The sequence below is a fragment of the Micromonospora sp. NPDC050200 genome, from assembly GCF_040656135.1.
GTDB lineage: Bacteria > Actinomycetota > Actinomycetes > Mycobacteriales > Micromonosporaceae > Micromonospora.
This window is the reverse complement of sequence record NZ_JBFALG010000011.1, coordinates 90,983-105,555: the sequence shown is the minus strand read 5'-3', so window position 1 is coordinate 105,555 and position 14,573 is coordinate 90,983. Positions and strand designations below refer to the sequence as shown.

At 73.5% G+C, this 14,573-nt stretch carries 13 protein-coding genes and 1 pseudogene; 8 read left to right on the top strand and 6 right to left on the bottom strand.

Annotated elements, in window-relative coordinates:
* Positions 1–5: 5 nt before the first annotated feature.
* Positions 6–299 (top strand): antibiotic biosynthesis monooxygenase family protein, encoded by a 294-nt coding sequence (locus AB0I41_RS10440; protein WP_357104518.1) that lies wholly within the window; start codon positions 6–8, stop codon positions 297–299.
* A 190-nt stretch (positions 300–489) separates the two neighbouring features.
* Here AB0I41_RS10440 and AB0I41_RS10435 read toward each other — a convergent pair whose 3' ends face one another.
* Positions 490–1,476 (bottom strand): helix-turn-helix transcriptional regulator, encoded by a 987-nt coding sequence (locus AB0I41_RS10435; RefSeq protein WP_357104516.1) that lies wholly within the window; start codon positions 1,474–1,476, stop codon positions 490–492.
* A gap of 172 nt (positions 1,477–1,648) precedes the next feature.
* Here AB0I41_RS10435 and AB0I41_RS10430 point away from each other — a divergent pair, with 172 nt between their 5' ends.
* Both AB0I41_RS10430 and AB0I41_RS10425 read left to right on the top strand, forming a co-directional pair.
* On the top strand, positions 1,649–1,990 hold the full coding sequence (locus AB0I41_RS10430) for a YciI family protein (protein ID WP_357104514.1): 342 nt from the start codon (positions 1,649–1,651) through the stop codon (positions 1,988–1,990).
* A gap of 74 nt (positions 1,991–2,064) precedes the next feature.
* Positions 2,065–3,269: pseudogene (locus tag AB0I41_RS10425) on the top strand (DUF6596 domain-containing protein).
* 491 nt (positions 3,270–3,760) lie between these two features.
* On the opposite strand, the gene AB0I41_RS10420 reads toward AB0I41_RS10425, so the two are convergent.
* From AB0I41_RS10420 to uvrB, 3 genes are read right to left on the bottom strand one after another with little or no spacing between them, the layout of a single operon-like run.
* Positions 3,761–4,129, bottom strand: coding sequence for a VOC family protein (locus tag AB0I41_RS10420; protein WP_357104511.1), 369 nt, complete (start codon positions 4,127–4,129; stop codon positions 3,761–3,763).
* A gap of 24 nt (positions 4,130–4,153) precedes the next feature.
* Entirely contained in the window at positions 4,154–5,002 is an 849-nt protein-coding gene (locus AB0I41_RS10415) for a helix-turn-helix domain-containing protein (RefSeq protein WP_357104508.1), read from the bottom strand.
* Between the two features lie 10 nt (positions 5,003–5,012).
* Positions 5,013–7,121 (bottom strand): excinuclease ABC subunit UvrB, encoded by a 2,109-nt coding sequence (uvrB, locus tag AB0I41_RS10410; RefSeq protein WP_357104506.1) that lies wholly within the window; start codon positions 7,119–7,121, stop codon positions 5,013–5,015.
* 303 nt (positions 7,122–7,424) lie between these two features.
* On the opposite strand from uvrB, the gene AB0I41_RS10405 reads away from it, so the two are divergent.
* Positions 7,425–9,125 (top strand): hypothetical protein, encoded by a 1,701-nt coding sequence (locus AB0I41_RS10405; protein WP_357104503.1) that lies wholly within the window; start codon positions 7,425–7,427, stop codon positions 9,123–9,125.
* A 4-nt stretch (positions 9,126–9,129) separates the two neighbouring features.
* Here AB0I41_RS10405 and coaE read toward each other — a convergent pair whose 3' ends face one another.
* Together coaE and rpsA are read right to left on the bottom strand one after the other, a co-directional pair.
* Entirely contained in the window at positions 9,130–10,311 is a 1,182-nt protein-coding gene (gene coaE / locus AB0I41_RS10400; protein WP_357104601.1) for a dephospho-CoA kinase, read from the bottom strand.
* Between the two features lie 236 nt (positions 10,312–10,547).
* On the bottom strand, positions 10,548–12,038 hold the full coding sequence (rpsA, locus tag AB0I41_RS10395) for a 30S ribosomal protein S1 (protein ID WP_357104501.1): 1,491 nt from the start codon (positions 12,036–12,038) through the stop codon (positions 10,548–10,550).
* 449 nt (positions 12,039–12,487) lie between these two features.
* On the opposite strand from rpsA, the gene AB0I41_RS10390 reads away from it, so the two are divergent.
* From AB0I41_RS10390 to AB0I41_RS10375, 4 genes are read left to right on the top strand one after another with little or no spacing between them, the layout of a single operon-like run.
* Positions 12,488–13,288: a class I SAM-dependent methyltransferase gene (locus tag AB0I41_RS10390; RefSeq protein ID WP_357104498.1), complete on the top strand. Its 801-nt coding sequence runs from the start codon at positions 12,488–12,490 to the stop codon at positions 13,286–13,288.
* A 56-nt stretch (positions 13,289–13,344) separates the two neighbouring features.
* Entirely contained in the window at positions 13,345–13,947 is a 603-nt protein-coding gene (locus AB0I41_RS10385; RefSeq protein ID WP_357104495.1) for a Uma2 family endonuclease, read from the top strand.
* Between the two features lie 54 nt (positions 13,948–14,001).
* Positions 14,002–14,223 (top strand): DUF2945 domain-containing protein, encoded by a 222-nt coding sequence (locus AB0I41_RS10380; protein ID WP_357104492.1) that lies wholly within the window; start codon positions 14,002–14,004, stop codon positions 14,221–14,223.
* Entirely contained in the window at positions 14,210–14,557 is a 348-nt protein-coding gene (locus AB0I41_RS10375) for a DUF3140 domain-containing protein (RefSeq protein ID WP_357104490.1), read from the top strand. The genes AB0I41_RS10380 and AB0I41_RS10375 overlap by 14 nt, the downstream gene beginning before the upstream one ends.
* Positions 14,558–14,573 lie beyond the last annotated feature (16 nt).

Sequence of the window (14,573 nt, the reverse complement as noted above, 5' to 3'; positions counted from 1 at the left end):
CGGTCATGGTGCTTGAGGTCGCGCTCATCGACGTACTGCCCGGACACGAGGACGAATTCGCCGCCGCCTACGCGCAGGCGTACCGGATCATCACGGCAGCCGAGGGCTGCCGGTCGGCCCGGATGACCCGGGGCGTCGAGACCCCGACCCGGTTCGTGCTGCTCGTCGAGTGGGACTCGGTCGAGGCGCACGACCAGAACTTCCGGGCCACCGAGGCGTTCGGGAAGTGGCGGGCGCTGATCGGCCCGCACTTCGCCGGCCCGCCCCGGGTCGAGCACTTCGTCGACGTGCCGGCCTGAGCCGGCTGATCCACCCGCGTCGTTGTCGTACCCCCCGGTTACCGTGCGACGCACGCGCGGCACACCGGCCCCGACGCGTTCGGGGGCGCCGGGTCCGGTGAGCCGCGCGCCGAAAACCCTGGCGCCGGGTTGACTGTCGATCAGGCGGGTTGACTGTCGATCATGACCAATCGGGTCTTGGGCGGCTGGGTCACCGGCCAGGTGATCGACTCGGAGGGCGGCTTCCAGCGGCATCACTGAGCGCCCTCACCTCACCCGCCGCCGGCGTGACCCGCCGCGCCGGCTCCCCCTCGGCACCGGGCCCCGCGCCGTCGGCGGTCCCGGCGGCCCGTTGGCGCAGCAGTGCCCCGGTCTCCTCCGCGCCCAGCGCCACCGCCGACAGCCAACCGGTCATCCGCTCGTAGCGGGCGACGTCGGCGTCGCTCACCAGCCGCACGTCGCTGGTGAGCGTCTCCAGCATCACCGTGCGCGGGTCGGCCGGGTCGGGGAACGAGTAGCAGGAGTACCCGGTCAACGGGTGCACCGCGCCCGGCGGGCCGGCCGTGCCGGGAATGATCCGGATCGTCACGTTCGGCAGGTCGGCGACGGCGAGCAGGTGCGCCAACTGCTCCCGCCAGACCTCGACCGGGACGCCGGCCGGGTCGCAGACCCGCTCGTCGAGCAGCGCGGTGTAGCGCGGCGGGTCGGGGCGGCGCAGCACCTCCTGGCGGACGAGCCGGGCCCGCACGTCGGCCTCCACGTCGACGTCCGGGTGCAGCAACCGGCCCGCGAGGACCCGCAGCCGGGCGTACCCCGGCGCCTGGAGCAGACCGGGCACGACGGCTGGCTGGTATTCCACGATGGCCGCCGCCCCCGCCTCCAGTTCGGCGTAGGTGCGCTGCCGCTCGTGCATCTCGCCGAGCGCCTTCCACCAGCCACGGCTGGTCGCGGCGTCACGGGCGATGACGATCAGCGCGTCCCGCTGCGGCGACGGCACCTGGTAGACGTCCAACAGGTCGAGCACGTCGGCGAGATCCGGCCGGCTCTGCCCCAGCTCGATGCGGGACAGCTTCGAGGTGGACGCCCAACCGAGCAGCCCGCACACCTGTTCCAGGGTGAGCGCCTCCCGTCTGCGTAGCTGGCGCAACTCGGCGCCGAGTCGCGCACGTCGGATGACAGGACTCGATGGCAACGGCATCCCGGCCTCCCACGACGGAGGGTACGCAGGACCGTCACCCAGGGCAATACCTTGCTTGCGCACCGCAACCGCCCGGAGGTCGCCGGGGACAATTTCCCGCCCCCGCTGTCGAATCCGGCTGTCCCCGTTCGTCGGCGAGGCAGAGGCTGAACACCGATTCGAGGAGGACCTGATGCCCCAGTACGCGATCCTGATCCACTCGCCGGCGCCCGCCGACCCGATGGACCTCACGCCCGACTACGTGGCACTGCTGGAGCGGTACCCGGCCCAGGTGGAGGAGTTGGGCGGGCGCATCGTCACGGGGTTCGCGCTGCAGCCCAGCACCACCGCCACGTCGATCCGCGGCGATGTCGTCACGGACGGCCCGTTCGTCGAGGCCAAGGAGGTCGTCGCCGGGTTCTTCGTGCTGGAGGCGCCCGATCTGGACGTCGCCCTGCGGATCGCCAAGCTCAACCCGGCCACCCTGGACGGCGGCGTCGAGGTCCGGCCGCTGTTCGTGCCGCCGGCCGAGTGAGCGTCGGCGACCACGGCGGTACGGCCACGGTCGACGTCGCCGTGGCGGACGCCCACCGTCGCGAGTGGGCCTTCGTGCTCGCCGCGACGGCGCGCGTCGCCGGCGACCTCGACGTCGCCGAGGAGTGTGTCCAGGAGGCGTACGTCGCCGCGCTGGACGCCTGGGCCCGTGACGGCGTACCTCGCCGGCCCGGTGCCTGGCTCACCACCACCGCGAAACACAAGGCACTGGACGTCGTGCGCCGGGAACGCGTGTTCCGGTCGAAGATGCCCCTGCTCGTGGAACCGGACGAGGCCGAGATGGACGAGCCCGACGAGGACGCGATACCCGACGACCGGCTGCGCCTGATCTTCACCTGCTGCCATCCCGCGCTGGCCCGGGAGGCCCAGGTGGCGCTGACCCTGCGCCTGGTGTGCGGGGTGAACACCGGGGACATCGCCCGGGCGTTCCTCGTCTCCGAGCCGACGATGGCCGCGCGGCTCACCCGGGCCAAGAAGAAGATCTCCGCCGCCCGGATCCCGTACCGGGTGCCGGGCGCCGGCGAACTGCCCGAGCGGCTGGACGCGGTACTGACCGTCATCCACCTGCTCTACACGACCGGGCACACCGCGCCGTCCGGCACCGACCTGGTCCGCGCCGACCTGGTGGACCGCGCGTTGAGCCTGACCCGCATGCTGCTGGCCCTGATGCCCGACGAACCGGAACTGCGCGGGCTGCTCGCGCTGTTGCTGCTCACCGACGCCCGCCGGGCCACCCGGACCGACGCCGAGGGCCGGCTGCTGGTGCTCGAGGAGCAGGACCGCTCCGCCTGGGACCGGCCGCCATCGAGGAGGGTCGCCGGCTGACCGTCGAGGCGTTCCGCACCGGCCGGGTCGGCCGGTACGCGCTCCAGGCCGCCATCGCCTCCCTGCACGCCGTCGCCGGCAGCTACGCCGCCACCGACTGGCGGCAGGTGCTGCGGCTCTACGACGAGTTGCTGAAGGTCTGGCCCTCGCCGGTCGTCGCGCTCAACCGGGCCGTGGCGGTGTCGATGGTGCGCGGACCGCAGGCCGCCCTCGACGAGATCGAGGTCCTGGAACAGGACGGCCGGCCCGCCGGCTACCACTATCTGCCGGCCGTCCGAGCCGACCTGTGGCGCCGCCTCGGACGTTGGCGGGAGGCGGCGACCGCCTACCGCGCGGCGTTGGACCTCGCGGACAACGAGGCCGAGCGGGAATTCCTCACGGTCCGTCTCGCCGAGGCTGTCGACTCGGGACCCGGTCGCTCGTCGGAAAGGTAGCCGACGACACAACCGGAGGAGAACGACGATGGACACCACCCGCGCGGCCCGGCGGGAGTGACTGGGACTGGCGGTAATCGCGCTGCCCACCCTGCTGCTGTCCGTTGACGTCAGCGTGCTGTACCTGGCCCTGCCGCACCTGACCGTCTACCTGGGCGCGGACAGCGCCGAGCAGTTGTGGATCCTGGACATCTACTCGTTCATGCTGGCCTGTCTTCGTCGGCCTCGCCGTCTTCGTCGCGCTCACCTTCCGGCACGTGCCCCCCGCCGGGACGTCCCGGGACCAGGCCGACGCGGACCCAGCGCCGGCCGCGTCGACCGTGACGCCCTGACACCACCATGCCACACGTCCCGGCCCGGGGCCCGGTGCCGTACCGGGGCCGTGGCCGAGGGGTGGTCCTCCTCCCGGCCCGGCCGCCGGCCGTCGGGCGGTGACCCCGGTCAAGACGCGTCCGGGCCGGACCTGGCGGCGATCTTACCGTCGCCCGAGGTCAGGGCCGGTACGTGCCGAACGACCAGATGTTGCCGGCCAGGTCCCGGGCGGTGTAGTCGCGGGAGCCGTAGTCGGTGTCGAAGGGCTCCCGGACGATCTCCGCGCCGGCCGCCCTCGCCCGGTCGTGGTGGGCGTCGACATCGTCCACCGCCACGTAGACGACGTAGTCGTCGTCGGCCGGCCGGGCCCGGGGGCCACTGCCGGTGGCCAACATGATCAGATCGCCGCCGTAGCCGAGTTGCGCGTGCGCGACGGACCCGTCAGGCGCGTCGTGCACCTCGTGGACCTGGAAGCCGAACGCGGCGCAGAGCCAGTCGATGGCAGCACGGGCGTCGGGGTACCGGAAGACCGGGTAGATGCTTCGCATGAGGAGAGTCTGCCGCCGACCCGGTCAGCCGGGATTGGACGAAAGCGATCCGGACGAGGCCAGCAGGGCCGGGGTGGCGCCCGCGAACGCCCGGAAGTCCCGGATCAGGTGGGACTGGTCGTAGTAGCCGCAGCGCACGGCCAGCTCGGCCCAGCCGCCCGGCTCCCCGGCGGCGTCGGCGCCCGGGTGGGGGGCGAGGTCGCGGGCCAGCGTCGCGTACGCCCGCTGGAAGCGCAGCAGCCGGGCGGTGGCCTTCGGCGTCAGCCCGATCTCCGCGCGGAACCGGACGGCGAGATGTCGCCGGCTCCAGCCCAGCTCGTCGGCGAGCTCACCGACACCGATCCGCCCGCCGGTGCCGGCGAGCCGGCGCCAGGCCCGGACCAGCCGCGGGTCGATCGCGGCGGACCCGGCCAGCCGCGCGCCGACCGCCACGTCGAGCAGGGCGAACCGGCGCGACCAGTCCGGCGCGTCGGCCAGCCGGCACCGCAGCTGGTCCAGCCACGGATCGGGCAGGTCCCCGACCGCCACGGCCCGATTGGCCAGCTCGCCGAGCGGCAGGCCGAGGACCCGGCGGGCCGCCGGCGGGGTGAGCAGCAGCTGCACGCCGAGGCCCACCCCCACGGTCGAGGTGGTGCAGTAGCCGTCGAAGGGCCCGGCGACAAACGAATCCACCCCGTACGCACCGCGCCCCGCCGCGCGCGGGTCGACCACGTCGAGCGGGGCGCCCCAGCCGAGGACCAGCACCACGAAGGCGCCGGCCACCTCCCGGCGGATCAGCAGACGCGGCGCGGGCTCCCGGTAGCCGAGGTACCGGTCGACGAACGGGCGCAGGCGGGGGTCGGGCAGACCGACGACGACCTCGATCCCGCCCATCGCCCGGGCCCTACTTCACGCCTGCGGCGTCCATCCCGCGCAGCTCCTTCTTGAGGTCGGCGACCTCGTCCCGGATCCGGGCGGCCAACTCGAACTGCAGCTCCCGGGCGGCGGCCAGCATCTGGTCGTTGAGTTCCTGGATGAGCTGCGCCAGGTCGGCGCGGGCCATCCCCTCCCGGGACGGGCCGGCCGCGGTGGCCCGGCTGCGGCTGCGGGTCTCCTTGACCGGGGCCTTGCCCCGGGAGAGCTGGCGCACCGCCCCGCCGACCCGGCTGTTCTCGGTGTCCTCCGCCTCGCGGTAGATGTCGTCGAGGATGTCGTGGATCTTCTTGCGCAGCGGCTCCGGGCTGATGCCGTGCGCCTCGTTGTGCGCGATCTGCTTGGCCCGCCGCCGGTTGGTCTCGTCGATCGCGGCCGCCATCGACGGAGTGATCTTGTCGGCGTACATGTGGACCTGGCCGGAGACGTTCCGGGCGGCCCGGCCGATGGTCTGGATCAGCGACCGGCCGCTGCGCAGGAAGCCCTCCTTGTCGGCGTCGAGGATCGCCACCAGCGACACCTCGGGCAGGTCCAGGCCCTCCCGGAGCAGGTTGATGCCGACCAGCACGTCGTAGTCGCCCTTGCGCAGCTCGCGCAGCAGCTCCACCCGGCGCAGCGTGTCGACCTCGGAGTGCAGGTAGCGCACCCGGATGCCGTTCTCCAGGAGGTAGTCGGACAGGTCCTCGGCCATCTTCTTGGTCAGCGTGGTGACCAGCACCCGCTCGTCGCGCTCGGTGCGCAGCTTGATCTCGTGCATCAGGTCGTCGATCTGGCCCTTGGTGGGCTTGACGACGACCTCCGGGTCGATCAGGCCGGTCGGGCGGATCACCTGCTCGACGTACTCCCCCTGGGCCTGCTCCAGCTCCCACGGGCCCGGGGTGGCGGAGAGGTAGACCATCTGGCCGACCCGCTCCAGGAACTCGTCGAAGCGCAGCGGCCGGTTGTCGGCGGCGCTGGGCAGCCGGAAGCCGTGGTCGATCAGCATCCGCTTGCGGGACGCGTCGCCCTCGTACATGCCGCCGATCTGCGGGATGGTCACGTGCGACTCGTCGACCACGGTGAGGAAGTCGTCCGGGAAGTAGTCGAGCAGGCAGTGCGGCGGGCTGCCGGGCAGCCGGCCGTCGATGTGCATGGAGTAGTTCTCGATGCCGGAGCAGAAGCCGACCTGGCGCATCATCTCCAGGTCGTAGGTGGTGCGCATCCGCAGCCGCTGCGCCTCCAGCAGCTTGCCCTGCCGCTCCAGCTCGGCCAGCCGCTCGGCCAACTCGGTCTCGATGTCGCGGGTCGCCCGCTCCATCCGCTCCGGGCCCGCCGCGTAGTGGGTGGCCGGGAAGATCAGCAGGTGGTCGACCTCCTTGACCACGTCACCGGTGAGCGGGTTGAGGTAGTAGAGCTTCTCCACCTCGTCGCCGAAGAGCTCGATCCGAACCGCCAGCTCCTCGTACGCCGGGATGATCTCCAGCGTGTCGCCGCGGACCCGGAAGGTGCCCCGCTGGAAGGCCATGTCGTTGCGGGTGTACTGGATGTCGACCAGGCGGCGCAGCAGCTGGTCGCGGTCGAGCTCCTGCCCGACGGCGACCCGGACCGCGCGGTCCAGGTATTCCTCGGGGGTGCCCAGGCCGTAGATGGCGGAGACCGTGGCGACCACGATCACGTCGCGGCGGGTGAGCAGGGACATGGTGGCCGAGTGGCGCAGCCGCTCGACCTCCTCGTTGATCGAGGAGTCCTTCTCGATGTAGGTGTCGGTCTGCGGGATGTACGCCTCGGGCTGGTAGTAGTCGTAATACGAGACGAAGTACTCCACCGCGTTGTGCGGGAGCAGCTCGCTGAACTCCTTGGCCAGTTGGGCGCAGAGCGTCTTGTTGGGCGCGAGCACCAGCGTGGGGCGTTGCAGCCGCTCGACGAGCCACGCCGTGGTGGCGCTCTTGCCGGTGCCGGTCGCGCCGAGCAGCACGGTGTTGCGGTCGCCGCGCCGGACCCGACGCTCAAGCTCATCGATGGCCGCCGGCTGGTCGCCGGCCGGCTGGAACTCGCTGACGACCTGGAAGCGGCCGTCGAGCCGGGGAATGTCGAGCGCCATGACACCAACGGTACGCCGAGGGTCCGACACTCCGCCGCGACTACGGTCGGTCCGTGATCGGCTTCGATATTCCCATTGTGGGCCACATCTCGCCGCGCTAGCCTGGACACCGTAGGCCGCTCGCGGCGGCCGACCGGGCCGGTGGCCGGGCCCTCAGCGGGCTCCCACCCCCGGCACAGAAGGGTCGCAGCACCCGGACATCGCCGGCGTGCGCACCCGACGTGGTCGCGCCCAGGGCGCAGACCGGCCGCCGCGAGCGCCCCTATCTCGTCACCCTCTCCGCCACCAACCGTTCAACCACTCGTGGAGACCTCCCCCGACCGGCCGCCGCCGCCCGCCCCGACGGGCCCGCCCCCGGACCGCCCCGTCGACGCGCGGCCGGCGACGCACCCGTCCACCCGCACCCCCGCCCCCGGCGGCACCGGCGTCGGGCCCGGGTCCTGGCCGGCCGACCGGGCGGACCGGCGCCGCCGGCGGCCGGGCCGGCGACGGCGCGCACCCGCCCGGCACGCGCTCGCCCCCCCACCGGGCCTGATCGCCGTCATCACCTCCCCGGAGCAGCCCGCGCGTCGGCGCACCACCCTGGTCGCGCTCGGCGTGGTCGCCGCGGCCTCCGCCGCGGCCCTGGTCGCCGGCCTGCTGAGCTGGGGGCCCGCCGCCGGGGAACCGGCCCGGGCGCTGACCCAGGGCGAGGCCGAGCGGCTGGCCGCGACCCGGGTCACCAACTACCGCGACGTGCGCGCCGGGGTACGGGTCACCGTGGGGGCCGGCGCCACCCGCACCGACCTGGTCGGCTGGGTCGACTGGGCCCGGCCCCTGGCCTACCTCGACGTCGGCGGCCCGGGCGCGGGCGTCGACCGGGGGCTGGTGCAGGCGACGCACTCGGTCGTCGTGGTCCGCCCCGACCCCGCCGCGGTGCCCACGCCGGCGCCGCCGCCGCTGGTGCCGCCGACGGACCGCTGGCGGCTGCGCGACCTGCCCGCCGACCGGCCCCTCGCCGGGGTGCTCGACCTGCTCTTCGGACTGAGCGCGGACCGGGCGGAACCGGCCGACCCGCTGCGCCGCGGCGCGGGGCGGTGGGTGGGACGGGAGACGCTCGCCGGCGAGCCGGTGGACGTCCTCCAGGCCCCGCTGCCCGGGCCCACCGCCGCCGACCCCACCGCCAGCCCGCCCGCTCCGCCGGCTGCCGCTGACGGCGACCCCCGCTGGTGGGTCGACCGCGACGCCCGGCTGCGCCGGTGGGAGGGGCGGCTTCCCGGCGGGCAGGCGGTCGCCGTCGAGCTGCAACGCGGCAACCGGCCCACCATCTGGCCGGTCGACGCGCTGGGCGGCCGGCCCGGGCTGCCCCGCGCGCTCACCGACGCCGAGGCCGACCGGCTGGCCCAGGTCCCCGCCCGGCTGCGGGCCCAGCCCGGCGCCGCGGTCACCGTCGCGGTCCCGCTCGGCACCGCCGCCAACCTGCGCGGCTCGGGATGGCTGAGCTGGTCCGGCGGGGCCGCGTACCTGTCGGTGGCCGAGCTGGACACCCTCGGCCGGCGTACCCTGCTGCGGCACGATCGGGGCGGCTTCGCCCGCGCGGAGGTGCCGGTCGGGCCCGGCACCGACGGCGCCGGCGCCCCCACCGGCCCGCCGCTGCCACCGCCGGCCGGGGCCGGATGGCGGACCGGCGCACGCCCGCTGGACGACCTCGACCTGCTGGTCGATGCGGCGCTGCGGGCGGACACGACACCCGCCCGACCCCGCGCCGCCGTGCGCCTGCGCGCCGACCGGGTCGCCGGCCGGGTGGTGGACGTGGTCGAGCTGCGCGCCCAGGGCCTACGGCTGCGCTACTGGCTCGACCGCACGGGCCTGCCACGCCGGTTGGAGCTACGCACCCGGGCGGGCGCCTGGGCCCAGCTGGACCTCGCCCCCGGGCCGGTGCCGGCGGGGATCGTGCCGCCCCGACCCGGGCCGCCCACCCGCAAGGCGCCGGCGGCGCGGGCCGGCACGGCGGGGCGCCGCTGACCGGTCAGGGTCGCCAGCCGGTCTGCGCGGCCCACTCCTCGGCCCGCAGGTGCTCCTCGTCGAACCAGGGGTCCTTGGCCGTCGCGTACGCGCCGCTGTCCGGCGCCGCGGCCACCAGCTCCCGCTTCAGCAGCAGGTAGGCGGCCCGCTGGTCCGGGTCGGCGCGCAGGTGGTCGCGCATCAGCAGGGCGTACCGCCAGCCCGGCGAGTCGGCCACCCGCAGGTGGAGATGGACCGGGCGCCCCGGGTCGGCGCTGCCGTGCAGCCGCTTCTCCCACCGCCCGCTGCCGGCCGGACGCGGGTTGTCCCACCACTCGCCGGGCAACCGGGGGAAGCCCGCCCGGGCGAGCCGTTCGGCGAGCGGCCCGTCCGCCTCGTCCAACGACGGCACGGTCACCTGGACGTCGATCACGTCCTTGGCGGCCAGGCCGGGCACGGCGGTCGAGCCGATGTGGTCGATGCGCAGGTCCGCCGGGGCGACGGCGTGCCGGATCCGGGCGGCCACCCGGTCGTACTGCTGGGGCCAGGTCGGGTCCGGCTCGGTCAGCACCACCCGCTGCGGGCGGACCGCCCGCCGCTCGCGGACGTTGCGCTCATAGGGCAGCAGCCGGTCCCGCCAGAGGGCGTCCACGGCGGCGTGCAGCTGGTCGAGGGTGCCGTCGTTGGTGAGCACCACGTCCGCCGCCGCGCGCCGGCGGGCGTCGTCCGCCTGCGCGGCAATCCGCCGCTCCCCCTCCGCGCGGGGCATGCCCCGGTCGCGTTCCAGCCGCTCCAGCCGGGTGGCAACGGCCGCCTGCACGACAACCACCAGGTGGTACGTCGGCGCGAGCCCCACCTCGACCAGCAGCGGCACGTCGTTGACCACCACCGCGTCCGGGGGCGCCGCAGCGGCCAGCTCGGCGGTACGCGCCCGCACCCGGGGGTGGGTGATCGCCTCCAGCCGGCGGCGGGCCACCTCGTCGGCGAAGACCACCGCGCCCAGCGCCGCGCGGTCCAGCGCACCCCCGGCGTCGAGCACCCGGTCACCGAAGGCGGCGACGATCTCGGCCAGCCCCTCGGTGCCCGGGGCGACCACCTCGCGGGCGATCCGGTCGGCGTCGACGACCACCGCGCCCCGCTCGGCCAGCCGGGTCGTCACGGCGCTCTTGCCGGACCCGATCCCTCCGGTCAGTCCCACCATCAGCACCGGACCAGTCAACCGGATCTCCGCCCGCAGCACCAAACCGCTCGGGCGCCTCGGCGGCGGCACGGCGGGGCGGAGTCGCCCCGCCGGCGCCACAGGCCCGTCGGGCGTGGCCGGGGCCCGGGCCGGTGGGCGTGGGCCCGGGGACGGTGGCCGGACCGGAGACACGCGAGGGCCCCGCCCCCGACGACCCGGTGTCACACCGGATCGCGGGAACGGGGCCCGTCGTCGTCAGCGAGTCACTTGCCGCCGGCGAGCTTCTCCCGCAGAGCGGCGAGCGCCTCGTCGGTGGCCAGGGTGCCGGCCGGCTCCTCGGCCTGCCGGCTCGGGGCCGCGCTGGTCGAGGTGGTGGTGCCACCCGTGACGGCCGGAGCCGGGTTGGCAGCGGCCTCGGCGTCGGCGGCCCGGGAGGTCTGCACCTGCTTGGTGTGGGCCTCCCAGCGCTGACGCGCCTCGGCGTACTGGTTCTCCCAGGTCTCGCGCTGCTTGTCGTACCCCTCGAGCCACTCGCCCGTCTCCGGGTCGAAGCCCTCCGGGTAGATGTAGTTGCCCTCGGTGTCGTAGGTCGCGGCCATGCCGTAGAGGGTCGGGTCGAAGTGCTCCTCGCCCTCGACGAAGCCCTCGTTGGCCTGCTTGAGCGACAGCGAGATGCGGCGGCGCTCCAGGTCGATGTCGATGACCTTGACCATGACCTCGGAGCCGACCTGCACGACCTGCTCCGGGATCTCCACGTGGCGCTCGGCCAGCTCGGAGATGTGGACCAGGCCCTCGATGCCGTCGTCCACCCGGACGAAGGCGCCGAACGGCACCAGCTTGGTGACCTTACCCGGCACGATCTGCTGGATCGCGTGGGTGCGGGCGAACTGACGCCACGGGTCCTCCTGGGTCGCCTTCAGCGACAGCGAGACCCGCTCGCGGTCCAGGTCGACGTCCAGGACCTCGACCTCGACCTCCTGGCCCACCTCGACGACCTCGGACGGGTGGTCGATGTGCTTCCAGGACAGCTCGGAGACGTGCACCAGACCGTCCACGCCGCCGAGGTCGACGAACGCGCCGAAGTTGACGATCGAGGAGACGACGCCCTTGCGGACCTGGCCCTTCTGCAGCTTGTTGAGGAACTCGGTGCGCACCTCGGACTGCGTCTGCTCCAGCCACGCCCGACGGGACAGGACCACGTTGTTGCGGTTCTTGTCCAGCTCGATGATCTTGGCTTCGAGCTCGCGGCCGACGTACGGCTGCAGGTCACGCACCCGCCGCATCTCGACCAGGGAGGCGGGCAGGAAGCCGCGCAGCCCGATGTCGAGGATGAGGCCACCCTTGACCACCTCGATGACCGAACCGCGGACGACGCCGTCCTCGTCCTTGATCTTCTCGATCGTGCCCCAGGCCCGCTCGTACTGCGCCCGCTTCTTGGAGAGGATCAGACGACCCTCCTTGTCCTCCTTCTGGAGGACCAGGGCCTCGATGTGGTCACCGACCGAGACGACCTCGGCGGGGTCCACGTCGTGCTTGATCGACAACTCCCGAGAGGGGATGACGCCCTCGGTCTTGTAGCCGATGTCGAGCAGGACCTCGTCCCGATCGACCTTGACGACGGTGCCTTCGACAATGTCGCCGTCGTTGAAGTACTTGATGGTCTCGTCGATCGCGGCGAGGAAAGCCTCCTCGGAACCGAGATCGTCGTGGGTGACCCGGGTGGCGCTCGAGGGGGCCTCGATGCTGCTCGTCATGTGGGCGGTTGCTCCGGTCGGATGGGTTGTCACAGCAGGCGTGGTGTCGCGGTGACCATTTCGCGCCAGCGGATCCGCCGCCGGGCACACCGAACGATCGCCAAGTGAAGATCATTAGTGGCTCCGGTGACCGCGCACCTGCTCCCTGCCGAGGCACACGATCCGCGAGCGCATCGTCTAGCCTACCCGCTGCATTACCACAGCGTGCAAGGCCTCCCGGGTCCTCGCGACCTCATCAACTGCGAAAGCGGAGATTTCGGCGGTAAAGCGTCTCGCCTGTCTCCTGCGTCACACCCGCCCCACGTGCCGACAAGGTAGCGCATCGCCGGCCGGCCCGCCGACCGCCCTGCCCGTCCGCCACCGATCCCGCCGACGCTCCGTTCCGATCTCCGCCGTCCCGCCGGCCGGGCGCCGTCGTAGCCGACCGGGGCAGGGCCTAGCGTGAGCGGGTGGACGACGACAGGGTGACCCGACGGCGGGTCGGCGACGCGGAGACCCGCCGGGCCAACCGGGGCTGGTGGGACACCGACGCCGACGACTACCAGGCCGAGCACGGCGCGTTCCTCGGCGAGGTCGACTTCGTCTGGTGCCCGGAAGGGCTGCGCGAGGCCGACGCCCGGCTCCTCGGCGACGTCGCCGGGCGTCGGGTGCTGGAGGTCGGCTGCGGCGCGGCGGCCGGTGCCCGTTGGCTGGCCACCCAGGGCGCCCGGCCGGTCGCCTTCGACCTCTCCGCCGGCATGTTGCGGCACGCCGGGCACGCCGCCACCACCGGGGTACGCGTGCCGCTGGTACAGGCCGACGCGCTGGCGCTGCCCTTCGCCGACGGGGCGTTCGACATCGCCTGCACCGCCTTCGGCGCGATCCCCTTCGTCGACGACTCGGCCGCCCTGATGGCCGAGGTGGCGCGGGTGCTGCGCCCGGGCGGCCGCTGGGTGTTCTCGGTGACCCACCCGATGCGCTGGATCTTCCTCGACGACCCGGGCGAGGGTGGGCTCACCGCCGTGCACTCGTACTTCGACCGCTCCCCGTACGTCGAGCAGGACGAGCGCGGCGTGGCCACCTACGTCGAGCAGCACCGCACCCTGGGCGACCGGGTCCGCGAGCTGGTCGGGGCGGGGTTCCGCCTGGTCGACGTGGTGGAGCCGGAGTGGCCGGAGGGACACGAGGGGGTATGGGGGCAGTGGAGCCCGCTGCGCGGGCGGCTCTTCCCCGGCACCGCCATCTTCGTCGCCGAGAAGCCCGCCGAATGACCACGTCGCACTCGCGGTGCGGCCCCCACCCCATCGACGGGCGGTAGGCTCGCCCCATGAGCGCGGAGCCCATCCGAACACCACCTGGCCCCTGGTGTCCGGACCCGATGCGGCAGCAGCGCGCCGACTACACGGTCGAGGATCTGCTCAATCTGCCGGATGATGCCTCCCGCGTCGAACTCGTCGATGGAGTCATCCAGGTGACACCCTCCCCCACCCTGGGCCGCCAGGACATCTCCCTGCTACTCGCTCGCTGGCTGCTGCAGCACGCCCCCGGCGACCTCCGGGTCGCGCAAGCCATTGGTGTTGGGCTCAGCTTCAACACGAGCCGCCAGCCGGATGTCCTGTTGCGCCACGCCGAGGTGCCGTCCGATCGGTCCATGCTGCGGCCGGCGGACGTCGTCCTCGCCGTGGAGATCGTCTCGCCGGGCACCCGACGGATCGACCGCTTCGCCAAGCCCGGCGAGTACGCCGCCGCCGGCATCCCCTTCTACTGGCGGATCGAGCAGGACCCGGTGCACGTCTACGCGTACCGGATCGGCGACCGGGTGGGGCCCGGCGGTGAGCGCCAGTACGAGTTGGTGACCGACAGCGCCGACGTGATCGAGCTGTCCGAGCCCTTCGACATCAAGCTGCCAATCGGCGAGATCACCCCGTAGCGCCCTCCCCGGGGCCAGCCGTTTTGCCGAGGCAGGCACGGGTAGCCAGGGCGTATGGCCGAGCAGAGGGAATTCCGCGAGGGCGACCACGTCTCCTGGGCCAGTCACAGCGGCCGGGCACACGGCGTGGTCAAGGAGAAGATCACCGAGCGGACGCACGTACGCGGGCACGCCGTGAACGCGTCTCCGGACGACCCGCAGTACCGCATCCGCAACGACGACTCGGGGCGGGACGTCGCCCACCGGCCGGAGGCGCTGCGCCGTGAGTCGGAGTGAGGACCCGCAGCAGACCTACCGGGAGTTCACCGAGGCGGTGAACATGAAGCCCGGTGAGCTGTCCGGCTGGCTGCAGACCGACGAGTCCAAGCAGGTGGGCTGGCACAGGGGCGGCCGCTCCGGTGGTGGCGAGTCGGTCGGCCACGAGTCCGGCCGCAAGATCATCAGCCTGTTGCGGCGCAAGCGCTCCGAGCTCTCCGAGGGCGACTACAAGCACATGCGCAAGGTGGTCGGATACGTCCGCCGGCACCTGGCCCAGCGCCCCTCCGGCGACGTCCGCAGCACCAGGTGGCGCTGGTCGCTGATGAACTGGGGCCACGACCCCCTCAAGTAACCCGGCACGCCAACGA